Origin of the sequence: uncultured Eudoraea sp. (assembly GCF_947490415.1) — a bacterium.
GTDB lineage: Bacteria > Bacteroidota > Bacteroidia > Flavobacteriales > Flavobacteriaceae > Eudoraea.
In genome coordinates, this window is sequence record NZ_CANLGX010000004.1 from 1 (window position 1) to 24,977 (window position 24,977).

Annotated in this window: 20 protein-coding genes; 13 read left to right on the plus strand and 7 right to left on the minus strand. The window is 39.4% G+C overall.

What is annotated here, in order from left to right; all coding sequences use genetic code 11:
- Positions 1-405: 405 nt before the first annotated feature.
- On the minus strand, positions 406-1,323 hold the full coding sequence (locus tag Q0874_RS11315) for a helix-turn-helix domain-containing protein (RefSeq protein ID WP_299163259.1): 918 nt from the start codon (positions 1,321-1,323) through the stop codon (positions 406-408).
- 207 nt (positions 1,324-1,530) lie between these two features.
- On the opposite strand from Q0874_RS11315, the gene Q0874_RS11320 reads away from it, so the two are divergent.
- From Q0874_RS11320 to madM, 9 genes are all read left to right on the plus strand, one after another.
- A complete protein-coding gene (locus Q0874_RS11320; RefSeq protein WP_299163262.1) occupies positions 1,531-1,983 on the plus strand; it encodes a nuclear transport factor 2 family protein in 453 nt (150 codons plus the stop codon).
- 24 nt (positions 1,984-2,007) lie between these two features.
- Positions 2,008-2,457, plus strand: coding sequence for a nuclear transport factor 2 family protein (locus Q0874_RS11325; RefSeq protein ID WP_299163264.1), 450 nt, complete (start codon positions 2,008-2,010; stop codon positions 2,455-2,457).
- Positions 2,458-2,471: 14 nt separating this feature from the next.
- Positions 2,472-3,095 carry a flavodoxin gene (locus Q0874_RS11330; protein ID WP_299163266.1) on the plus strand — a complete coding sequence of 208 codons (624 nt, stop codon included), beginning with the start codon at positions 2,472-2,474 and terminating at the stop codon, positions 3,093-3,095.
- A 96-nt stretch (positions 3,096-3,191) separates the two neighbouring features.
- The gene (locus Q0874_RS11335) at positions 3,192-3,656 is read left to right on the plus strand and encodes a (2Fe-2S)-binding protein (protein WP_299163269.1); all 465 of its coding nucleotides are present in this window, start codon (positions 3,192-3,194) and stop codon (positions 3,654-3,656) included.
- Positions 3,657-3,666: 10 nt separating this feature from the next.
- On the plus strand, positions 3,667-5,925 hold the full coding sequence (locus tag Q0874_RS11340) for a molybdopterin cofactor-binding domain-containing protein (protein ID WP_299163271.1): 2,259 nt from the start codon (positions 3,667-3,669) through the stop codon (positions 5,923-5,925).
- 24 nt (positions 5,926-5,949) lie between these two features.
- Positions 5,950-8,199, plus strand: coding sequence for a molybdopterin cofactor-binding domain-containing protein (locus Q0874_RS11345; protein ID WP_299163273.1), 2,250 nt, complete (start codon positions 5,950-5,952; stop codon positions 8,197-8,199).
- A 426-nt stretch (positions 8,200-8,625) separates the two neighbouring features.
- Positions 8,626-10,113, plus strand: a complete 1,488-nt coding sequence (locus Q0874_RS11350) for an acyl-CoA synthetase (protein WP_299163276.1) — start codon at positions 8,626-8,628, stop codon at positions 10,111-10,113.
- Positions 10,114-10,119: 6 nt separating this feature from the next.
- Positions 10,120-10,491, plus strand: coding sequence for a malonate transporter subunit MadL (gene madL, locus Q0874_RS11355; RefSeq protein WP_299163279.1), 372 nt, complete (start codon positions 10,120-10,122; stop codon positions 10,489-10,491).
- Between the two features lie 9 nt (positions 10,492-10,500).
- Positions 10,501-11,247, plus strand: coding sequence for a malonate transporter subunit MadM (madM, locus tag Q0874_RS11360; RefSeq protein WP_299163282.1), 747 nt, complete (start codon positions 10,501-10,503; stop codon positions 11,245-11,247).
- A 147-nt stretch (positions 11,248-11,394) separates the two neighbouring features.
- Here madM and Q0874_RS11365 read toward each other — a convergent pair whose 3' ends face one another.
- The 5 genes from Q0874_RS11365 to Q0874_RS11385 form a co-directional block, all read right to left on the minus strand.
- Entirely contained in the window at positions 11,395-13,428 is a 2,034-nt protein-coding gene (locus Q0874_RS11365) for an adenylate/guanylate cyclase domain-containing protein (protein WP_299163284.1), read from the minus strand.
- Between the two features lie 127 nt (positions 13,429-13,555).
- Complete coding sequence (ppsA, locus tag Q0874_RS11370) at positions 13,556-15,958, minus strand: phosphoenolpyruvate synthase (protein ID WP_299163287.1); 2,403 nt, start codon at positions 15,956-15,958, stop codon at positions 13,556-13,558.
- 169 nt (positions 15,959-16,127) lie between these two features.
- The gene (locus Q0874_RS11375) at positions 16,128-16,586 is read right to left on the minus strand and encodes a pyridoxamine 5'-phosphate oxidase family protein (protein WP_299163289.1); all 459 of its coding nucleotides are present in this window, start codon (positions 16,584-16,586) and stop codon (positions 16,128-16,130) included.
- Between the two features lie 232 nt (positions 16,587-16,818).
- A complete protein-coding gene (locus tag Q0874_RS11380) occupies positions 16,819-17,445 on the minus strand; it encodes a phosphoribosyltransferase (protein ID WP_299163291.1) in 627 nt (208 codons plus the stop codon).
- Positions 17,446-17,447: 2 nt separating this feature from the next.
- Complete coding sequence (locus Q0874_RS11385) at positions 17,448-18,104, minus strand: dienelactone hydrolase family protein (RefSeq protein ID WP_299163293.1); 657 nt, start codon at positions 18,102-18,104, stop codon at positions 17,448-17,450.
- 195 nt (positions 18,105-18,299) lie between these two features.
- On the opposite strand from Q0874_RS11385, the gene Q0874_RS11390 reads away from it, so the two are divergent.
- From Q0874_RS11390 to Q0874_RS11405, 4 genes are all read left to right on the plus strand, one after another.
- Entirely contained in the window at positions 18,300-18,512 is a 213-nt protein-coding gene (locus Q0874_RS11390; protein WP_299163295.1) for a hypothetical protein, read from the plus strand.
- Between the two features lie 498 nt (positions 18,513-19,010).
- Complete coding sequence (locus tag Q0874_RS11395) at positions 19,011-20,264, plus strand: cell envelope biogenesis protein OmpA (protein WP_299163298.1); 1,254 nt, start codon at positions 19,011-19,013, stop codon at positions 20,262-20,264.
- Between the two features lie 209 nt (positions 20,265-20,473).
- Complete coding sequence (locus tag Q0874_RS11400) at positions 20,474-22,300, plus strand: PorP/SprF family type IX secretion system membrane protein (protein ID WP_299163301.1); 1,827 nt, start codon at positions 20,474-20,476, stop codon at positions 22,298-22,300.
- A gap of 834 nt (positions 22,301-23,134) precedes the next feature.
- Positions 23,135-23,761, plus strand: a complete 627-nt coding sequence (locus tag Q0874_RS11405; RefSeq protein WP_299163304.1) for a response regulator transcription factor — start codon at positions 23,135-23,137, stop codon at positions 23,759-23,761.
- A 121-nt stretch (positions 23,762-23,882) separates the two neighbouring features.
- Here Q0874_RS11405 and Q0874_RS11410 read toward each other — a convergent pair whose 3' ends face one another.
- Positions 23,883-24,947, minus strand: coding sequence for an AI-2E family transporter (locus Q0874_RS11410; RefSeq protein WP_299163307.1), 1,065 nt, complete (start codon positions 24,945-24,947; stop codon positions 23,883-23,885).
- Positions 24,948-24,977 lie beyond the last annotated feature (30 nt).

A 24,977-nucleotide genomic window follows, 5' to 3' on the forward strand; every position in this document is an offset into this window, starting at 1 on the left:
AAAGCAACAGAACGCGGGAGCGTTCTGGCTTTTAGTTGAGCAACAACCCCCTTAAGGATCACCGCAGGTAATCCTGCCACCCCGACCAACAAAAGCCAGACATTCTTGTCTGGCTTTTTTGTTTGAATGAGCTCAAGGCGAAGCTTTGAAAGTGAAATGAAAACAAAAAAGCAACAGAACGCGGGAGCGTTCTGGCTTTTAGTTGAGCAACAACCCCCTTAAGGATCACCGCAGGTAATCCTGCAACATCAACTACGTTTATCAAAGATGAACTTGGTTGGCGAAGCCCAACCAGGAGAATCCAATCACGAAAGTGGTTGGATTTTTTGTTTTTAGAGCGAAGTGCTGCCAGGCACTAAAGCAGTGGAAACATAAAAGACACACAGGCGACAACCTCTGCCGGGTTTAATTCATCCTCCTATATTCATTAGGCGTATACCCCACTTTATTTTTGAAGAGACGGGTAAAGTGCTGTGGATATCTGAATCCAAGCTCGTAGGCAATCTGACTTAAAGATTTATCGGGGTCAAAGATTTTTTCCTTGGCCACTTCGATGATTTTAGCCTGAATATGATCATGGGCACTTTTTCCGGTTTCCTTTTTGACAAGGTCACCGAAATAATTGGAGGACAGGTTTTGTTCCTCCGCAAAATAACTTACCGAAGGTATTCCCAACTCCCTGGCTTTTCCTGTTTGTATATAGGAATTCAAGGAATTTTCAAACCGTTGGATAACGCCTAGGTTTTCCTTTTCCCTTGTAATGAACTGCCGATCATAGAATCGCATACAGTATTTCAAAAAGAGCTCAATATTCACAATGACGAGCTCTTTACTGTGCTTGTCTATTCCCTGGGATAGTTCTGCACGTATTTTATCAAATAAGTCTAACACCAATTGTCTCTCCTTTTCGGAAACATGAAGTGCTTCATGAAATTGATAGGAAAAAAAAGTGTAATCGGTCATTGTTTTAGCCAAGTGGGTACCCCAAAGCAAATCAGGATGAAATAAAAGCGCATGACCGGAAGGTTTAAAATTCTTGTCGATGTGCCCTACATGAACCAATTGTCCGGGTGCTAGAAATACCAATGTACCATCCTGGTAATCATAGTTCTGACGACCATATTTCAAAATACAGCCCTCCCCCTGTTTAAGAAAAATACCGTAAAAATGATACCGTACGGCATCAGCATGTTCCTGCCCCTCCCAGGTTCCTTCCGATAAATCATGCACACTGACCAATGGGTGCAAGGTTGACAGATTGAATTTGGAGCAGTAATCATCGACCTTTACCAAATCTTTAGTGGAGGACATAGACGTTTTCATTTTTCCGAATTTAATTAATGTTTTGTAAATAAACCATATAGCGCATCAAAATCATTAAAAATGGTAGCTAATTCAGTAAATAGGGTAACTGATCTGTCCTAAATATTCCATAAGTTTGAGAAGTAAATATTTATAGACTACATAAAGAACTTTAACTATAAGGTCTAAAAATAAAAATATCCATTAGTAACTATTAAACACTTAAAAATGAAAAAACTATTATTCGGAATACTTTTAGTAGCAATTGGCCTTCCATCTTTCGCACAAAGTGCCAATATTGAAGAAGAAATTAAAGAACTCTCAAAACAAAAATGGCAATGGATGGCAGACAAGGATGTGGACAAACTGGCATCCCTTTTCCATGACAAATCAAAATTTGTACACATGAGCGGTTCCTGGAAAAAGGACAGGGAGCTGGAAATCATAAAAACTGGAAGTATATGGTACAAAAATGCGGATGTCCACGATGTTGCCGTTGAAGTTTTTGGAGACGACACCGCGGTGCTTTGGAACCGCATTACGCTTACCGCCCATGTAAGGGGAAATGACGTTAAAAATGAATTTACCGTAACGGAATTTTATCAAAAGGAAGGGGACGGTTGGAAGTTGCTGGACCTGACCTTTAGCAGTGTTAGGGACACCCATGAAATTGAACATTAACAAAATGTGAAAACCTCAGAAAACATGAATATTAAGGCTACAGTATTTGGAATCCTATTCGTCTTAATAGGTGGACAAGTAACCTTGGCACAACCCTCGGGCATCGAAAAGGAAATTACCGAACTATCCAAACAAAAATGGCAGTGGATGGCCGATAAAAATGCAGATAGCCTTGCCGTACTTTTCCATGACAAGGCCAAATTCGTCCATATGGGCGGTACCTGGGGAAAAGACCGGGAGGTGGACATCATTAGAAACGGATTCATCCATTACAAAAATGCCGATGTACACGAAGTCATGGTAGAAGTTTTGAACGAAAACACGGTTATTGTTTGGAATCGAATTACGCTCTTGGCCGTGGTTGGCAGTAATGAGGTCACCAACCCTTTTATGGTGACAGAAGTCTATGTAAAAGAGAATAGCCATTGGAAATTGGCCGACTTGACCTTTAGTAAACTCCTCACCAGAGATTAGAATAATTCGAAATCATGAAATTTGCGGTCTACACATTGTGTCTATTTATTTGCCTTGGCTTAGCCGATTTGGAGGAGGAAAGGTTCAGTCAGATAGGAAATTGCCAAAGTTCCGAAAGGACGCTAATCATCTACCTATCCCGCACAAACAACACCAAAGTCCTTGCGGAAATCATACATCAAAAAGTTGGTGGTGATTTGGTGGCCTTGGAATTGGAAAATCCCTACCCCGATAATTATGATGCCATTGTAAAACAGGTGGCACATGAAAATGAAACTGGATTTTTGCCTCCTTTAAAAACAAAAGTTGATATGACCAGATACAATACCATTTTCGTGGGATTCCCAACATGGGGTATGCAACTGCCCCCGCCCATGAAAAGTTTTTTGTATAATAATAACCTGTCGGGAAAGAGCGTGATCCCCTTTAACACTCACGGTGGTTATGGTTTGGGCAACAGCTTTGAAAAGGTCAAGGAACTTTGTCCCGACAGTAATGTCCTCAAAGGATTTTCCATAACAGGTGGCAGTGAGAGAGATGGAATTTATCTTGCGATTAAGGGGGCTAACAAAAATGAAGCGGAAAAGCAGGTTGAAAAATGGTTGGGTGAAATCAAACTGTTGAAAAACAAGCCATAAGGCAATAAGAATTAACATTTTTTTTAATAAATCCATTACCTCATAAGCGATAGGATTCCAACAAAATCAATAACTTTAAACAAATCATTAGAAATCATGGCAGTATTCAACTTAAACATCAACGGAAAAAAACAAACGGTGGACGTTGATCCCAACACACCTATGCTTTGGGTACTACGGGATCATCTTAAACTGGTCGGAACAAAGTATGGTTGCGGGATTGCACAATGTGGTTCTTGCACTATTCATTTAAGTGGTATAGCGGTTAGGGCTTGTGTGCTTACCGTATCTGCTGTGGGCAATCAAGAGGTCACTACGATTGAGGGACTTTCTGAAAATGCGGATCATCCGGTTCAAAAAGCATGGTTGGAGGTAGACGTTCCGCAATGTGGATACTGCCAGACGGGACAAATCATGACCGCAGCTGCATTGTTGGAACAGAATCCTAATCCGTCCGATTCAGAAATCGAGATGGCCATGAATGGTAACATCTGCCGATGCGGAACGTATACCCGAATAAAAAAAGCCGTTCAACTAGCTGCTGAAAGTAATAACTCCTAAAGCCATAACTATGACATTCATAAAAACAAAAATCGGAAGACGTGCCTTCATCAAGAACACCAGTCTCGCCAGTGGGGGCCTTGTATTGGGCTTTAGTATCTTAAATGCTTGTAAGCCTGAACAAGCCAAAGAAATGGCGTCTATAGAAATGCCTAATGAATGGTTCGAGATAAACTCCTACCTGAAAATTGGTGACAATGGTCTGGTCACCATTTATACGCCCAATCCCGAATTCGGGCAAAATATCAGAACCTCCATGCCCATGTTGATTGCAGAGGAATTGGACTTGGATTGGAAAAACGTTCTCGTTGAACAAGCTCCCTATCACCCCGAAAAATATGGTTTTCAATTCACCGGTGGCAGCCAAGGAATTAGAAGAAGATGGGAACCCCTTCGAATGGCAGGAGCAACGGCCAGGCATATGTTGAAAGAAGCCGCTGCCATGGCTTGGCAGGTTCCAGCTTCTGAAATCAAGACCCTCGAAGGTATTTTGAGCCATGAAACCTCAGGAAATTCAGCTGGCTACGGGGAAATGGCTTCGGCTGCTGCTCAGTTGCCCGTGCCCGAAGAGGTGAAATTGAAAGAAATCAAGGACTTTACACTTATTGGTAAGTCTATAAAAAATGTAGATGCCAAAGCTATTGCTACAGGCCAAGCCATGTTCGGATCCGATTATCAAAAAGAGGGTATGCTTATCGCTATGATCGAACATCCTCCCGCTTTCGGTATGACCTTGGAATCGGTAGATGGCACAGCCGTAAAAGCCATGCCCGGCATCAAGGATGTAGTGACTATTAAAAGTTTTAAGGATGGATTTGAAAAAGGCGGTTTCGATACCAATGCCTTTCCTGAACTTGTGGCAATAGTAGGCAACTCCACATGGGAAGTGATGCAGGCCAAGAAACAATTAAAAGTGAATTGGAAGCCTATTGCCGCCCAAACCGAAACTATTAGTGGATTTAGGGGAAAAGAAACAAGAAATATTCCTGCTGGCCTTGAATCTACAGAATCCCATATGGCCAAAATTGAAGAATTGGCATCCAAAAAAGGAAAACTGGTTCGTAAAGACGGTAATCCTGAGGCAGCTTTCAATAATGCTCCCAAAATTATAGAAAGAAGTTATTCCGCACCTTACCTTGCACATAATTCCATGGAGCCGTTGAACGCTTTTGCACATGTAATCGGGGATAAAGTGAAGATTGCGGCACCAATTCAGATTCCTTCATTGATTGTTCCCACGATTGCCAGCAGCCTGGGTATTCCAGCAGAAAATATTGAAATGGAAATGCCCCGTATGGGTGGTGGTTTTGGTCGCAAAGCTTATGCCCACTATGTAGTCGAAGCAGCTTTGATTTCCCAAAAAGTAAATGCCCCAATAAAGTTGATATATACTCGGGAGGACGATATGACAAATGGAATATATCGCCCTACTTATCATGCGACCTACCGTGCGGCTTTGGATGAAAACAACAATTTGACTGCCTTACATGTGAAAGCAGGCGGTATTCCTGAAAGCCCTTTGTTCGCCAATCGATTTCCGGCCGGAGCGATTGAAAATTATATGGCTGAGGAATGGTCCATTGATAGCAATATAACCATTGGTGCGTTTCGTGCACCACGTTCCAATTTCATGGCCGGTGCCGAACAAGCCTTTTTGGATGAAGTGGCAGAAGCCGCTGGCAAAGACCCCATCGAATTTCGATTGGAACTTCTTAAACGAGCTAAGGAAAACCCCGTAGGCGAAGAAAATGATTATGATGCGGAGCGGTATGCGGGAGTTTTGGAATTGCTTCGCGAAAAAGCAGCGTGGGGAGAGAACAAAGCCAACGTTCATAGGGGCGTATCGGCCTATTTCTGTCATAATTCCTATGCAGCACATGTCTTGGATTTAACCAATGAGAATGGCAAACCCGTAGTACAGAACGTCTGTTGTGCCATTGATTGTGGAATCGTGGTGAATCCCGATGCAGCTAAAAACATGGCTGAAGGAGCCATAATTGATGGCATTGGAAATGCCTTTTATGGGGAATTGACCTTTCGGGATGGTGTGCCCCAAAAGAAGAATTTTGACCAATATCAAATGATCCGAATGGCAGATGCTCCCAAAAGGATAGACGTTCATTTTGTACAAAACGAAATAGCACCGACCGGAATGGGAGAACCACCATTTCCACCTATTTTCGGAGCGTTGGCCAATGCCTTATACAAGGCTACAGGTCAACGGCATTATCATCAGCCGTTTATTACAAAAAAACAAGTCTTAGGTTAATCTTATAAAAAAACTGGGTATTCTATGTCATTAGCAAAAACAAAAATCGGAAGACGTTCCTTTATAAAAACTACTTCACTAGCAGGTGGCGGAATGCTGTTGAGCTTCAATTGGCTGATTTCCTGTAAATTGACCCCTGAGGAAATCTCAACTTTACCCAAAGAATGGTTCAAACTAAACGGTTTTTTGAAGATCGGGGACAACGGACTGGTAACGATTATGTCACCCAATCCTGAAGGCGGTCAGAACGTAAAGACCTCAATGCCCATGATCGTTGCCGACGAACTTGATATTGATTGGAACGATGTTATTGTGGAACAAGCACCCTTGAATACTGATCTGTACAGTTTCCAATTTATAGGTGGCAGCCAGGCCATTCGACGAGGCTGGCCAGGTCTAAGAATGGCAGGAGCAACAGCACGGCAAATGCTTCGAAAGGCAGCTGCCCAAGCTTGGCAAGTACCCGTAGAAGAAATTACCACCAATGCAGGCAAGCTTCTCCACGAATCAAGTGGTAAATCTGTAGGATACGGAGAAATGGCTTCGGCCGCAGCACAAATTGAAGTCCCCGAGGAAGTTGAACTAAAGGATGTAAACAACTTTAAGATTATTGGTACTTCACGCAAGAATGTAGATGGGCCAAAAATTGTAACCGGACAGCCATTATTTGGAATGGACACGCATCGGGAGGGCATGCTTATTGCCATGATAGTTCACCCTCCTGCGTTTGGGTTGAAACTGAAATCGGTAGACGACTCAGTTGCCAGGAACATGCCCGGGATAAAGGATGTATTTACGGTCAAAGTATTTAATGATGGCTACGAAAAGACGTTCTTCGATACACGTACCTTCAACGAGGTGGCCGTGATAGTAGGGAACTCTACCTGGGAGGTGATGAATGCCAAAAAAGCCCTGAAAATAGAATGTGAACCTATAGAGAGTTCAACCGAGTCGCGGGACAGGTTTGGTAGAAAATACAAGGAAACTACCCCTGCAGGACTTGAAAGCACGAATGATCATTACGCCCAAATGGAAGCAATGGCGGCCAAACCAGGGGAATTGCGCCGTAAGGATGGAGACCCCGATGCGGCATTCAAACGTGCGGCAAAGATTGTGGAAAGTACCTTTACAGCCCCATTCCTTGCCCACAATTGTATGGAGCCTATGAACTTTTTTGCCGATGTGAACGATACTAAGGCTGAACTTATAGGACCTCTGCAAAAACCCGAATTAACGGAACAGGCATTATCTTCAAGACTGGGTATGCCCGTGGAGAATATCGATATAAAAATGACACGATTAGGGGGTGGCTACGGCCGAAGATCCTACGCCCACTGGTTGATAGAAGCTGCACTCATCTCCAAAAAGATGAACGCCCCTGTCAAATTAATCTATACCCGGGAAGATGATATGACCGATGGCATCTATCGCCCTGCTTATCATGCCAAATTCCGGGCGGGTCTTGATTCCGAAAATAACCTCATCGCTTTCCATGTGAAGGCCGGTGGAATACCTGAAAGCCCTTTGGCAGCAAACCGCTTCCCGGCCGGTGCGGTTGAAAATTACCTGGCCGAGGATTGGACCATTGATTCTAATCTAACAGTAGGGTCCTTCAGAGCACCGCGATCCAATTTTATGGCAAGTGCGGAACAATCATTCTTGGATGAAGTAGCAGAGGCTGCCGGAAAAGATCCCATCGATTTCAGATTGGAATTACTTGATCGCGCCAATAAAAATCCAGTAGGTGAAAATAACGATTATGAGGCAGAACGCTATGCCGAGGTAATAAAACTGGTGAAGGAGAAATCCAATTGGGGCAAATCAGACCCTGGTATCCATCGTGGTGTATCAGCTTACTTTTGTCATAATTCCTATGCAGCACAGGTACTGGATATAGTCATTGAAAATGGTATGCCTTTGGTACAAAAAGTCACTTGTGCCATCGACTGTGGAATCGTTGTCAATCCGGATTCAGCGGTCAATATGGTCGAAGGTGGTATTGTTGATGGTATAGGGAATGCACTCTACGGAGAACTGACCTTTAATGAAGGTATACCACAAAAGAACAACTTTGACAGGTACCGAATGATCAGAATGAGTGAATCACCCAAAGAAATAGACGTTCATTTCATTAAAAACGAAATTGACCCTACTGGCCTGGGTGAACCGATGTTCCCTCCTATCTTCGCAGCCGTGGCCAATGCCTTGTTCAAGGCAACCGGTAAGCGACATTACAATCAGCCTTTTATTACAGAAAAAGCTTTAGTGGGATAGACGAATTGTGCGAAAACTATAAAATTATCCATCTTAAAAATCGAATATAAAATGACAAATCCAATGTCTATATTCGAAAGGGTACTTTAAACGAACGTTTTACGGGACTAATCAAGTTCAGATGTAACTGAACATAAATACCTTTCCTGATTTTTTTGCCTCTTTAGTCGTAAAATCCTGTACCTCCTTTAAGTCAGATGAATCGGCGACCCTGTGGCAAACTCGATTCAGGTGGACCGTGACAAAGCCCTTACAGGGCTTAAATACTTCGACACTCATGGTAAAGGAATCGCGTGGTATCCATTGTTCTAGGTTTTCACTATATTTCTGCAGAATTTAGCCCTGAGGCACAACTCGCAGACTGCTATCGCAGATGTGGTACATAGGGCAGTCTATTACAAAACAGTTTAATCTATAATTTCGTAAATGATAACATTAATAGATCGCGCTTCTGCATTTAAAGAAAGAATAGCCATAAAAAGTAACGGACAAAGTTATACCTACAGCCAGCTTTTAAGTGAATCTAAAAGTGTGGGCATCAAATTATTAAACGGCAATAAAGATTTAAACGGGGCTAGAATAGCATTTTTGGTTCCTGCGGGTTTCCAGTACGCGTGTATTCAGTGGGGGATCTGGAGGTCCGGTGGTATAGCTGTCCCACTTTGCGAAAAACATCCATTACCTTCCATCACCTATATTCTTGAAGACACCAAAGCTTCTGCCGTAGTTTTTTCAAAAGAATTTGAAAACCTGCTTAAGCCGCTTTTTAATACAACCGACATCCGTTTTATCTCATCAGAAACATTTGAAGAGCAAGAAGGCAGTTTACCCAACGTTCAAATGGAGCGTAGTGCGCTTATTCTATACACCAGTGGCACAACCGGGTCACCTAAAGGTGTAGTCACCACACACAACAATATTGAAACGCAAATAACGGCATTAACAACTTCGTGGGAGTGGGATAAAGACGACCATGTCTTAAACGTACTTCCGCTACATCACGTTCATGGTATCATTAATATGTTAAGTTGTGCTTTATGGAGCGGGGCTTGTTGCGAGTTTCTTTCTAAATTTAGTGCTAAGGCGGTTTTTGATACTTTTTGTAAAAATGAGGTCAATGTCTTTATGGCCGTGCCCACTATTTATTTTAAATTGATAACGTATTACAATGAACTCCCGGAATCAGACCAACAAAAAATTTCGGAACAGCTAAAATCATTCAGATTAATGGTTTCTGGATCTGCCGCATTACCTGTAAGCGTCTTAGAACAATGGAAAGAAATAAGCGGGCATACCTTATTGGAGCGTTATGGAATGACAGAAATGGGAATGGCCATAAGCAACCCGTACCATGGTGAACGAAAACCTGGTCATATTGGACAAGCATTGCACGGAGTAAGCATACGATTGGCAGATGAAAACGATATGGAAGTAGCTGAAGGAATGCAAGGGGAAATTCAAATTAAGGGAGCCAATGTATTTAAAGAATACTGGAACAAACCAAAAGAAACAGCCAATACCTTTACTGCTGATGGATGGTTCAAATCAGGTGATATTGCCGTTTTAGATGATGGTAGTTATAAAATTTTGGGAAGGAACTCCATTGACATCATAAAATCTGGAGGGTATAAAATTTCGGCATTGGAAATCGAAGAGGTTTTACGAACGCATCCAAAAATAAAGGATTGTGGTGTGGTAGGAATTCCGGATGACGAATGGGGAGAACTCATTGGTGCCAGCCTTATTTTAGCGTCAAAAGATTTAGATATTGAACAATTGAAAACATGGCTTAGCGATAAATTACCCGGCTATAAAACCCCGAGAAAATATATCATTCAAGATGATCTACCCAGAAATGTTATGGGTAAGGTTACTAAAAACGATATTAAGCAGCTATTCATTACTACTAAATAACGAAACATGAAAATATATGGAGTCGCCCTTTTGGCCGGATGCTTTTTATTGGGGAAAATACTGGGCAATATGCTAGGTGCACTTATCAATATCAATAGTGATATAGGTGGTGTAGGTTTTGCCATGTTCCTGTTGATGTTATCAAGTATCTATTTGAGAAAAAAAGGATGGTTGGTTCAGGAATCGGAAAGAGGGATTTGGTTCTGGAGTTCGATATACATACCTATTGTAGTAGCAATGGCGGCTACACTTAATGTAAAGGCTGCGGTGTCCGGGGGGTTCATAGCCATTCTTGCCGGTATAGGCGTTACGGTAGTCTGTCTGTTTTTAGTGCCGGTTATCGCTAAGATTGGCAGAAAAAACGAATCAGAATCTTAAAAGGGGAAAATGGAAATCATTAACGATGTCATTGGCAAAAACGGACTCATATTTGCCTTTCTTCTTGTTGGAGTTATCATGTTGCTTTCTGCCTGGATATCTAAAACCTTTACCCAAAAGAGAATTCCGGCTGTTGCCATTGCCGTTATCATTGGGTTAGCACTGGCCTTTTTTGGTGATAAAAAAGGGATATCTGACGTCTCTATTTTTGCAGGTATGGCTTTACTAGGGGGATCCATGCTACGGGATTTTGCAGTAGTTGCAACCGCAATGGGTGCTGACATCAGCAAAATAAAACAAGCCGGTCTTGCCGGTACTATATCTTTATTCGTAGGTGTATTTGTTTCATTTTTTGTGGGTGTAGTAATTGCAATCAGCTTAGGTTATTCAGATGCCGAAAGCATTGCAACCATAGGAGCAGGAGCTTGCACTTATATTGTGGGTCCGGTAACCGGTTCAGCTTTAGGAGCCAGTTCGGAAGTAATAGCTATTAGCGTTGCCACAGGGATTGTAAAAACCATTTTCCTTACAATTGCCACACCAATGATTGCCAAAAGGATAAAATTGGACAACCCACATTCGGCAATGGTCTTTGGAGGATTATTGGGAACTACCAGTGGTGTAGTAGCTGGTCTTGCCGCAACTGACGAAAAGTTGGTGCCCTATGGTGCACTAACGGCAACATTTTTCACAGGATTAGGATGCCTGTTGTGTCCGTCAATATTTTACTTATCCCTTAAGTTGTTTGGTTTTTAACCAAAAAAACTATGTGCATCTCCATTTAAGCAGTGTAAACAAAAAAGACAAGTGGGCTATAGCGCTCAGGTAATATCCGTAAAATGCCCCGCAAGTTGGTTTTGTGTGCACCCTGATTTGTATAAGCTCTTTATAATAAGGTGAATTCTATACAGGCAAGTCCATTTTTTTCAGGAGGTCCTGAAATCGAGGTTCATCACGTATAAAGTCAAAAATAGGATCTACACTAATGTAAGGCATATTGCTGTCATGTTCTTCATACGCTTTTTCGAGCCATTCCAAGGCCTCTTCTTTCATATCTGCACGGCAATAAAGTGTAGCTATTTGCCATGAAGGAAAATAAATAGAATCGCGTCGTGAGATCATCATTTCGGCAGTACGCCGCATGGCCAAATTATACCCGCCTTCTTCAAAGCCTTGATCAATAGCTTTCAAAGCTAACTCATTTTCCCGCAATTTGTATATTCTTTTTGCAATATCGAGCGCCTTTTCCTCATCGCCCAATTCATGATAAACCGCCCACAATGCCGGGAGTGCAATGCCCTGATCCGGTTCTATTTCATATAGTTTTTGTAACAATTCAAGAGCTTCATCAAACTTTCCGGCATTTTTGAGGGCCTGTCCATGAATAGACATATACAATGTATTAAATGGATCTAACTGCATAGCCAGTTCACTATGTGGGAGGCCCATTTCGGGATTACCCGTTATTGCTAAAAAATGTGAGTAATATGCCTGTGAAAAGGCGTAGTTTGGATTTAATTCAATGGCTTTCAAAAACTCTTGTTCCGCTTTTTTCCAATTCCACTCTCCCCAGGTATATCTGGTGGCCATTCTGGCATGAATTTCTACTAGCGAACTGTCTAGCATCAGGGCCCTATTCCATGCAACTTCTGCTTTCTCGGAGACTTCATAATTGGGTAAAAACCCATGCATCACATAAGCCCAATAAGTTCTAGAAATACCCAAATAAGCCAGGGCATAATTCGGATCAATTTTACTGGACAATTGAAAATAATCCATGGCACGGTCAAGGTCTGGTTTAGTACCTAACTCCCAATGGCCCATACCCCTGAGGTAAGCTTCATAAGCATCCGGATCTATCGGTTTGGATTCAGATAACAATTTTTCTTCCTGAGGCGTCAGATTTAAATGAATTTGCTGGGAAATCTCGTTCGCAATTTTTTTGGTAAGATTAGAAAGCTCTCCTTTCTCAATGTTGAAATCGTGTACCCACAACTGCTTCTCCTCAGGAAAGGCACTTACCAATTTTACCTGAATACAAATATTTTCACCATAACAGGTCACTGAAGTTTCTACAGCAGCATCAACACTGAGCTCAGTGGCTATTTGAGGAATTGATTTTTCCACGTTGCGATAGGCATTGGCTGTTCGTTTAGAAGGTACTCTTAATGCACTTATTTTTCCCACATCCCCAATTAAAGCATCATGTATGCCTGCCACAATATATTCCAGTGATTCATCGCCGGTAAAATTGTCAAATGGTAAAATTAGTAATGATGATATAGGAGCAGCCTCAGTTTTGAAGGCATTTCGTATCCAGGGTCCATTTGCAATTATCAATAGCAACAGAATGATATAGGTATAAATTGACCTTGTAAGTTTATAAAACAGACTTTTTCCCTTAAGTTGCTCTATTTTAGAAGCAGAAGGGATTGGTAGTCCATCTTCAACGATGGAATAGGTGTTTACCGGATAATCAACATTTTTTAATTTGACCTGACCCAGGTATTTCGTTTTAACAGCGCTTTTGGCCCGAATGGATTTCTGGATAGATTCAGATATATAAATACCTCCGGGTTCTGCGGCCGATTGTAATCGAGATGCAATATTTACGCCATCTCCAAAAATATCCTCGTGATCAAAAGTGATATCACCCAAATGTAATCCGATCCGAATTTTCTCATTGATTTGCTGCCTGGCCTGTTTTTGTATTTCGATAGCGCACAACACCGAATCAATTGCACTATCAAATTGAGCCAGCATACCATCGCCCATTTCTTTGATAAGCTTGCCATTGAACTGATTGATGCTTTTGATATGAATATCCCGACTTTTTTCCAAAACTTCAAAAGCCTTATCCTCATCTGATCCCATCAAGGCGGTATAGCCGACAATGTCGGTAAACATAATTGCAGCTAGTTTTCTTTTGGTACGCATTTAATCAATATAAAAAAAAGACAGTTAGGCGATAGCCTGCATTGGGTTATTTTGAGCAACAACCCATTAAAGTTCAACCCGGTTAAACCAGCTACTCCAACTTGAATTGTTCCAAAAGAGAATACTTTCAATTACTGCTGGCAGCCTGCCCAAAGGTTACAAAACCTTTTTCAGCCCTGTTTATATTCTCAATCCCCTGTAATAGCGCATCCGGATTAAAGGATATACTATTAATGCCTTCCTTTACCAAGAAACTGGCAAATTCCGGGAAGTCGCTGGGTGCTTGTCCGCACAGTCCAATTTTTGTATTGGTCTTTCGTGCAGAAGCTATAGCCATGGCGATCATCTTTTTGGCAGCGGGGTCATTTTCATCGAACAATTGGCCCATCAATTCGGAATCGCGATCGATTCCTAAAGTCAGCTGGGTCAAATCATTGGAACCGATGGAAAAGCCATCAAATATTTCAGCAAATTCCTCTGCCAAAATTACGTTGCTTGGAATTTCTACCATCGTGTAAATTTCAAGGCCATTCTCGCCTCTTTTCAATCCGTTTTCTTCCATGATGGCCACCACTTTTTTACCTTCCTCCAACGTTCTGCAAAAAGGAACCATTACTTTAAGGTTATCAAGGCCCATGGTATCTCGAACTTTTTTAAGGGCAGCACATTCCAGGGCAAACCCTTCTTTATAGAGTTCGTTGTAATATCTGGATGCCCCACGGAAACCCAACATAGGGTTTTCCTCTTTCGGTTCAAAATCCTTGCCTCCAATCAGGTTGGCATATTCATTGGTTTTAAAATCACTCAACCTAACTATGACCTCTTTAGGATAAAATGCCGCTGCAATTGTGGCAATACCCTGTGAGAGTTGATCTATAAAATAATCCTGCTTGTTGGTATAACCCTGCGTAAGTTTGTTTATTTGCTGTATTACGGTGGCATTTTTTAGCTTATTAAATTTGACCAAGGCCATCGGATGCACTTTTACAGAGTGGGTTATGATAAACTCCATTCGTAATAAACCTACCCCATCATTAGGGTAAAGCGATAATTGAAAAGCATTTTCCGGATCGGCCAATATCATTTTTACCTCGGTATGCGGCATTCGTATGTTTGAAAAGTCGATTTCCTCCTCTTTATAAAGAAGTTTACCTTCATAGACATACCCCGTTTTACCTTGGGAACAGCATAAAGTTATCCTTTCCCCATCCTCAATAGTAGCCGTGGCATTATGGCAACCCACAATTGCGGGAACGCCCAGCTCCCGTGCCACTATTGCAGCATGGCTGGTCCTTCCGCCTTTATTGGTTATAATACCACCCACTTGTTTCAATAAGGGATCCCAGTCCGGAGTAATGGTATCCGTAACGATTATATGTTCCGATGTCAGATTTTTTCCCTCTTTGGGCGATTGCAAAAGACGGGGTATCCCAACTTTTATTTTGGAGCCAACTGCATTTCCACTAGCCAGCACCTTTCCTTTTTCCTGTAGTTTATATTGTATGAACAGTTTTTTGTTCTTACTCTGGTGTACCGTTTCAGGACGGGCCTGAATGATATAGAGTTCATTGGTAAGTCCATCCTTTGCCCATTCGATGTCCATAGGTTTTTGGTAGTGCTTTTCAATTACCAAAGCCCATTGTGCCAAAGTAATTATTTCTTCATCAGATAATACAAATTGTTGCTGTCTGGGAAGCGGTGTATGTATATTGACTGTTGGAATCCCTTTTTTGGACTTCTCATAGATCATAGTTAATTTTTTATCCCCCATTTTTTTCTGGATGATAGGATATTTTCCCAATTCCAGTCCCGGTTTGAATATGTAGTACTCATCGGGGTTAACGGTACCCTGAACAATATTCTCCCCTAATCCCCATACCCCGGATAACAAGATGACATTCTCAAAGCCTGATTCAGGTTCAATAGTAAAACCAACACCGGAACAGCCCATATCTGCCCGTACCATATTTTGTACTCCTACAGAGAGGGCTATCTCATCATGTTTAAAACCCTTTTCTTCGCGATACTTAATTGCACGATTTGTATATAAAGAAGCAAAACACTTTTTGACTGCTTCAAGCAATGCGACTGTGCCCTTTATATTCAAAAATGTATCGTGCTGGCCCGCAAAACTTGCATCAGGCAGGTCTTCGGCTGTGGCACTGCTACGTACGGCGACAGCACACGGTTCCTTTTCATATAAATTTTGATAGGCTTCAATAATTTTTTGGGCAAGATCTGACGACATTTTTCCACCCAAAATAAGCTTACGGGCCTTTGTCCCAATTTCGTCCAGATTATAATAATTTTCAGTATCTAATTGCGCTAAAGTAATTTGCAAAGGTTTTCGAAGGGAATTTTCATCCAGAAAATTCCAGAAAGCATTAGAAGTAGTCGCAAAACCATTGGGTACTTTTAGTCCCTTGGAGGTAAGTTTGTTATACATTTCACCTAAAGAAGCATTTTTGCCACCTACCTGCGGAATATCTTGTATCCCTATTTCATCAAAGTATTTGATATATTTTTTCATTGCTTTTTTATTTACAAACCAGTAATTGCTAAAACCTGAAATCATTTCTCCTACAACAAATTTCCCTTAGTTTCCCAAGCCCTACTATGATTTAGATCAGTGAGTTATAAGCCGTTTAGGAGAATTAAAACAGACAGGACCTTTCTCCTGGAATAAAACCTCTCCCCTATTACGAGGCCTCCCTGAATTTACCGGTAATCTCATTTATATTGATCCGATATACTATTGGGATACCTTGTTCAGATAATTTACTGGAAAATTCACTGATAAATTCGGGATGTGAACCCTCCTTTCTGGAAATGATCTTTTTTACATTTTGGGCAAACTCATGAAGCAGGTACTTGGCATCAATTCCTTCCAATTCTTCAAACATGCCATGTACTTGTACAGATCGCCAGTTGTTTACAGACTTTATTTCTTCGACCTCTAGTGAAACAATATCATTTTTCCGCATAGCCTCTATCTTATGGCCTTCAGCAGAATATCCAATAATTGTATTATTTGACTGATCATAATAATAAGTAATCGGTATTACATAAGGTTCTTTATGTGCTATGAATGCCAAATGCCCAATATAATTATTGCTCAACAGCTCTGTGCATTCCCTGGTTTCTAATTTTTTTATCATGACAACATAATTTCTAATTCTTCTTAAGAATAATTCCCCCTTTTAGGTATAAACTTAGTCTTAAGAATACACTTTTGGAATGATGTGAATCAGTTGGATGTAAAAATTATTCTCAAAACAACCAAAAGGGCATCCTAAGGTTATAGTGAGCTAATCTATATTGAAATAAGCCTCAGAATGATTCTAATATCTATCTAATACCAAAGCTAATTTTGGTGATGTTTTATTTAAATTAAGCCACATTACATTCTTCCAATAACTGTATGGCTTCTTCATCGGATACCTGGTTAAAAAATTCATAGAACTGCCCTACGGCCATAAAATCAGACGGAGTCTGCAAACAGATTACCTGGTCGATATACGATGAGTCTTCGAGGCTTTTAACAGCCGAAGGAGGTGCCACTGGAATGGCCACAATTACTTTTTTTGGTTTTTGGGCACGAACCATTTCTGCAGTAACCCGAATGGTGTTTCCTGTGGCGATGCCATCATCTATAATAATAACAATCTTATCCTTTAAATCTTCCGGCTGTCTGTTTTTATAGTATTGCTGGTGTCGTTTTTTTAATTTTTCCCTAATTCGCTCTGTTTCTTCGGCAATATAGTTTTTATGGATCCCTGAGACATCTTTGAGTATTATATTTTCCAGGCTTACTGCACCTATTGCATATTCTCTGTTATATGGATGTCCAATTTTTTTGGAAAGAGCAACGTCCAAAGGGGCTTGAAGGGCCTTTGCGACAATGGCCCCTATGGGTAATCCACCTCTGGGTATGGCCAGGACTACTACTTCTTTATCTTTAAACGGCAGTAATTTGTTTGCCAACTGAATTCCCGCATCAATTCTATCCTTAAACATTCCTAGCTTTTTTTTGGTTGTAGATGTTTTGTAAACCATTTTGCCGATACTGCCGCCACAGCCTCTAATTTGCCGCTTTCTTCAAAAAGATGTGTGGCTCCGGGAATAATTTCCAGTTTCTTTTCACATCTCAAATTGCCATAGGCTTTTTGATTCAGTACTATGACCACTTTGTCCCAGCCACCAACGATGAGGAGTGTGGGTGCGGTTACCTTATACAACTCGGACATGGCAAGATCGGGCCTTCCTCCCCTGGAGACCACAGCGGCAATTTCATCACCAAAGTATGCAGCAGCACTTAATGCAGAGGCTGCGCCTGTGCTGGCTCCAAAATAAGCCAATTGTAATCCTTTGGTTTCCTTTTGCGTTTTTATCCATTCCGTTACTTCGATCAATCTTTGAGTCAACAGATCAATATTGAAGCGGGTTTTGTAGAGCCGATCTTCTTCTTCAGTTAGAAGATCAAACAATAAGGTGGCCAGACCCTCATGCTGCAATACACCTGCCACATAGTTATTTCTGGGACTCAACCTGCTACTACCGCTTCCGTGCGAGAAAAGTACCAAAGCCCTCGCATTTTCAGGTATAAAGAGGTTTCCTTTTAAAACCACCTGGTTTAAAGGGATCTCAATCGTCTTATGCTTCTCCTCTAACAACATACTTCAGCTATTTTTAATAGGTTCTTGCTTATTATGTAGATTATTCTATTTTTCAAAGTAATTGATAACAAACAAGTCAGACAATGATTACGGTCATTCCCATATGCAATTATTAAACTGATTTAAATCATTCCCTTTATTTTAGGAACTGGCTAGATTTATTGAAGAAAAAGAAAATTACCTAAACTCCGGGCCATGAATTCATTACAAATTATGATGAAGGAAATTACCGAGCTTACCACAATGATGGAGACCGAATACCCGGAACTTTATCAGTTTTTAGATGAAAACCCAATGACCATTCCCGCTACCAATCATCCTCATATTGACATTGTAGTATTAAGGGAATATTTAGAGAGTTTGAAAGGATTACTGCGGCATCACCTGGAAACACATAAGAAAAACTAATAGAGCTGTTAATTGAATACACCTTGACAATAATATCTTATAAATGAAGTTATTCTCCAGAGATGTTTTTATATAGCGATAGACAAATTTGTTTATGTACTGTCTTTTTTGTTAGCAGCAATAGTAAAAAACAAGCTGACCTTTATCAAGCCGTAAAATAGCCTGCTCCAATTTAAATATCTCTTATAGGTTACCACTAAAAAAGAGCTGCACTTTATGTTAAAAAAAATGATTTTTCTCTCAATTCTTCAAAAAATTACAGATTTCAGGAAGTTTCTTTCCAAAAAATGAACAATAACTTTTTTTCAAACCAAAATAGCCCTTAAACCCAATCCCAGAAGCGCTTAAGAAACTTTTTAAAGTAGAAAAACAACCCCTGTTATTCTTCCATTCATCCGATAAATGACTCTATTTATCGAAAAACTATGAATTTTTGCTAGGTCATAGCTCCAAACATTTTGTGATCTTTGGAATGTTATTAACCCAATATCTTGACCTATGAAGAATGCTTTAACCTACAAAGTAGCTTTAGGATGTATCATAACGTTTTTTTGCTATTCATCGTATTCGCAGAATCCTAAGTTTACTAAATCTGCTAATCCGGAAATTTATGAAGCCAATAAACGAGCGAGTAATTATCAGGAGTTATTAAACTTAGGATATGCCGAAAAAGAAATTTATGAAGATTTAGGCAATGCCAATTTTTTAAGTCAAAATTACGAGACAGCCGTATTTTGGTATAAAAAACTGATAGCGATCAGTGAAGATGGCATCCTAAGTTCCGGTTATTCTGAGCGTTATCACTATGCACTGCAAAAGACGTCTGACTCAGAGATAGCCGGTACTAATGATAACAAAGATTGGTTGGCACAAATCAGGGCCGAATACCACGTTAATACCCCATTAGCCGATCAAGGCAATTCAGCAAAGGATTTATCAAACAATATCAATGAATCACTAGCCGACCTGGCACAACAGGTATTGGAAGGTGAAAATGATTTAGTGGTTTTAAACGATAAAACATTTAACTACAAAAACGCCTATAAAACTCCAATTACAGTTACGGCAGATGGGAAAACCGCTTATTTTAGTAAAGCCAGTTACATACAACCCAAGTATGGTGTTTTTTCTAAAAAACAATTAGTTCATAAAATCTATAGGGCGGAAAAGATAAATGGACAATGGAAAAATATTAAAGAAGTAGCATTATCTCCCAAATATTACTCCAGCATGCACCCTACAGTTACTCAAGACGGGAAGCGATTATTTTTCACCTCAGACATGCCAGGTACTTTTGGAAAATACGATATCTATGTGTCTGAAATAAATAAGGATGGAAGCATGGGTGTTGCAAAGAATTTAGGTGAAAAAGTAAATACCAAAAAGAACGACCTATATCCCAATCTTGCGGGAGGCACTACCCTGTTTTTTGCATCAGATGGCCATAAAGGCCATGGCGGACTGGATGTATTTATGGTGCAGGTATTTAACAAAAAAGTGGGGTGGTCTGTGAACCTAGGGAGTCCTATTAACAGTGACAAAGATGATTTTGCAATTTCCCTTACCGGAAATGGAATGGGCTATGTGATGTCTAATCGCGGGAATGCTACAGATACTGCTCAACAAGTGGCATTCTCTTTTTCGAATCCTAAAAAAGACAAACAAGAGGAAAATGGCGGATATAACTTTGCAGAAGTTTTCAGCAATGATGTAAAAGTAAATTTCGCGAGCTCTGTTTATGAAGATGATTAAAGTAATAGCAAGGCTATAACTTCAACCAAACAGGTACTCATCAATGATCTATTTGGCAGCACCAGGATCGATGATTTCAAAACAACTATTCAGATAAGAATGTGCTTAGTTTAAAAGAAATTTTTCGAATTATCCAACCCGATCAACACTAGTTTAAAAAGTACAAATCGGATTATAAGTATTCAGAATAAAATTTAAATTTCAATCAGATGAACTGTAACACCACTAATATTAAGAAAGTATTCGTACTTAAAGTGTTTTGCCTGATTCTATGTATTCAAGCTTCTTACGGTCAGGAAGCAATTTCTGATCTAAGTACAAACACTGCCTATCACAATCAGTTGTTTTTTAACAGGTTCTTAATAAATCCTACATTTTCATTGGTTAGGGAAAATAAATCATATCTGAATATTCTGCACCGAAATCAGTATGCTGCTTTTGAAGACAATAATCAAAACTATTATCTGGGATTTAGCAATAAATTTAATGAACATACTGCATTGGGTATAGGTGTTTACAGTCAACGAATAGGAGTTATCCAGGAGTTTGGCTTTAATGCAAATTATGCTACTTCTGTGCAATTGGGTTCGAAAAGTAAATTAACATTTGGAACCAACGTTACTTATTACAGCTTAGGACTGGATAAAAATCGTGTGGTTGCCACAGAAAATGACCCCCAAATACTGGAAGCAAAGTTAGAAAATAAGATCGCCATACAACCGGGAATTACATTCTCCTATGGCAATTTTGATGTCGGAATCTACGCGGAGGATCTTATCAGATACAGCCAGACCACTAATGAGTTTTTAACTAGTTTTAATACCAAAACTGTAAAAACATCGCTACAATATACGCACGCATTTATGACTAAATATGGTTTATTCGCAAACGCCAGGTTAATGCCGCTTGTTCAATTAGGCCAAAATATAGATGGGAGTCTTTCTTATGTAGGATCTGTTATCCTTGAATTACCTAAATATGGCTGGTTTCAAAGCACACTGGATGATACCTATGGAATGTCGATAGGTTTAGGTTTTAATCTTAGCAAAAAGTTATCTCTCGGGTATTTGGTAGAAAAAAATGTCCTGGATCAAGATGCCGCATTTGGCTGGAACCATGAATTGTCCCTGGCATATACTTTTAAAAATCAACCTTCTGCCCTGGGTGGATATGTAGTAAAATCAGAAGAAAACAGAATTGATGAAATTGTTCAAAATTATGAAGAACAACTGGCGCAATTAAAGGAGAATCAAACTAAAGACAAGAAGAATCAGATTGATGAACTTACCAGAAAGTATGAAGCACAAATAGCCAAATTGACCAGTGCCCAAACTGAAGCAAACGGAGATAAGAAGAAATCATCTGCCGGCAAAAATAAAGATTTAAAAAATACACCTCAAACTACACTTGTGGCATATACAATTGAAAAAGAGGAAGATCCCAATACACTGGCTTACCAAAACCGCTTAATTTTGGACGAGCTAATATTAAGACAAGACTCTATAGAGAATGCGCGTAACTCCCAATTCGAGAAAAAGTTTGAAATGATCGTAAGAATTTTAAGAAGTGATGTTGAAAACAGCATTAAATCTAACTTACAGGATTTCAATAATCCTGAGAATACAGTAATGGTTTCAAACGACAGGGAGTTTAAAACAACTAATAACCTGGAACTAAAAACATCTAATAATAGTTTATCTGAGGCGGAGCGTAAAGAATATATTAAGCTTCCCATAAAAATTAGTAATCTAACAGATGTTGGCGTAAAATCTGGTTATTATGTGATCGCCAACGTATACAAAAACAAGAAATATTTAAATGCTTTTATGAATCAGCTGAATGAACAGGGGTTGAATGCGAAACAATTTTACAATAAGAAAAATGGTTTGTATTATGTTTATTTGGCTGATTTTAAAGTTAAGGAAGAAGCCGAGATCGCTTATGTTTCTGATTTAAATGGAAGATATAATGATGAGAAGTGGATCATGCAGGTTGACAATCCCCCGGCAACTGCGGATCTTATGTATGAAGATTAATGATTTTCCAAGGACAATAGGAACAATAAATGAAGTTGTCTGTTATACTTGAAACTATTTATCCATAAATAACTGTGTGTCCTACTTATGGAATTCTGACAAGTGTAATTAATCAGGAGTCATTTGCGATTAGGCTTACTTTCTATATGAACGAGTTAATTTCGAAGTTTTTCAATTATAATTGCAATATATGGGTTTAGTTTTGTGCTTCTAAAGATGGTTTAGCGATAAACATTACACTTCCCATAGTTTTTTGAGGTATAAATAATGGAGTAAATGGACAATATTACCGACCAGTTGGTCTGTATTTGAACGAAAATACCTACGTTATCTCAGTGCTTTTGTGTTTTTTATATATATTTAAAATATAAAAGTAACAGAATAACGATCGCTCAACCCCCAAAACCCCATAATATGCAGACTCAAAATTACCCCAAAATCAGCCCGCAAAGCAGGCCAAAAACAAGAGCTCACCCCGTAATCTTCTTAAAAGAGGCTCCCATTTAAAGTTTAGTAAATACAGTTTTTATTCTTGTTTATCTTATCAGCTTCTGGAATTATTCAGTTCCTAATAAGATTAACAAGATTGGATGTATTTCTATACAATGGTGCTCCTAATTCTTAAAACAGATAATTCTTGTTTTAAGGCATTAACATCAAATTTGATTTCATTTTATGAGATTGATGGCTAGTATCTTTGCTAGTATACATCCCTATTTACTATGGTTTAAAAATTGCTGACCGAGCAATGATTTATCCGTATTAACTTGCTCATTTTCAAACTTTTAATTTCTTATTTTCTTAATATTTTTCAACCCCAAAATACTAATAGATATGAAATCAAATATCCTTAAAATAATTGTTATAGATAATGACCGTTTATTTCATGCGGCATACAGGTACTATTTTGAAACCTACCAGGATTATTCCCTTCAAGGAATTTATGTTTCGGTAGAGGAAGCCTTAAAAGATTATGATGATCTATTACCCGATATAATTGTTTCTGAAGTATCTATGCCCAACGTATGCGGCATTCAAGGAATTGGCATGTTCAGAAAAAAGGATCCTGATGTAAAAATTATTATGATAAGTGCCCAAAACGGCTTTGAGATTATAAAAAGGGCTTTCAAAAACCGGGCAAATGGTTACCTGACCAAACCCGTGACCAGGAAAAGGTTGTACAATGCCTTAAATTCTATCAAATTTGAAGGTGCCACCATGAGTAATGACATTGTTAAAGCAGTGATCTCCATGTTTCACAGAAAATCATACAATAATTTTTCAGAAAGAGAAAATCAAATAATTGATTATCTGTGTCAGGGTGCGACATACAAGCTAATAGCCGACAAGCTGTTTGTTACAACGAGCACGGTAAATTTTCATATTCAGAATATCTATTTAAAACTCGATGTGAATTCCAAATCGGAGGCGCTTAGCAAACTACAAGAAATGGAGAATTAAAGATGTGGTAAGATTGGTGTTGGCCTACCATGGCTGCGAAGGTTATAAAAGAATGGTCATTTGATAAACAAATGACCATATTTGACAAATTATATTGTAAGGTACTTTTACCTTCTGCCGGTTAATTGGATTCATTTTCATTAATCATAGCTTGTGCATCTTTTTTTGTTCCCAGGACAATGGCTATCCATTTTGTCTTTGGATTTTGTTCCAGAATGATTTTCATGGTCATAGTTAGGGGAACAGATAAAAACATACCTACGGTACCAAAAACAAATCCCCAAAAAATAAGGGATATGAATACAATCGCCGTAGATAATCCCAGGCCCTGGCCCATCAATTTTGGTTCAACAATACTTCCTATGATCATATTCACCACAACAAACGCAATAAGAGTAGCCAAAGCGCCCCCGAATCCCAATTGGACCAGCGCAAATAAAACGGCAGGAAAAGCTGCAATAAAAGAACCAATAGTTGGAATATAATTTAATAAAAAGGCTATTAAACCCCATAAGATAGCATAGTCAACACCAATTATTGCCAAAATAATCCAAAGTACTATTCCGGTTAAAAGGCTTGTAAGCGTCTTAATTGAAAGATAATGACGAATGTTCCTGGCAATGGTATCAAAAAAGGAATAATTGGCTGAATAGTCTTTTAAGATCGCCTTTACCTTTATAGCAATATCATCCAATTCCAATAAAAGAAATAGAACCAAAAAAAGAATCGTTAATAAATTGCCCATAAATCCCCCCAATTCACCAAGGGCTCCGGCCGTAACACCCATTATCTTAGCTGGTTCCATCAATCCTTTCATTTTATCAAAGGAAATATCAAACCCAAGATCATTAAAAAAACTTATAAAAGAAGTACCTATTTTATTCAAGTTTTCTTCATATATCCCGGCATTTTTGGAAAAAGAAGACAGAGAACTCCCTATTAGTTCTCCAAATCCAAAAAAGATGGCTATAAGCAGGGTAAACACAATTAAAACAGCCAAACCTTGTGGTACCTTCTTTTTCATAAGATACGTAATGGGTTGTGTACAAATAATAGAAATAAACAATGCCATTAACATTGGAGTGATTAGCGAAGCTCCGTAAATAAAACCTGCAATAGCAATTATAAAGGCGGCAAGGCTTATAATAAAAGGGAACTTTATTGTTGTTTTGTCTTTAAGATTCATGGTTTTTTTATTATTAGAAGAATATATATG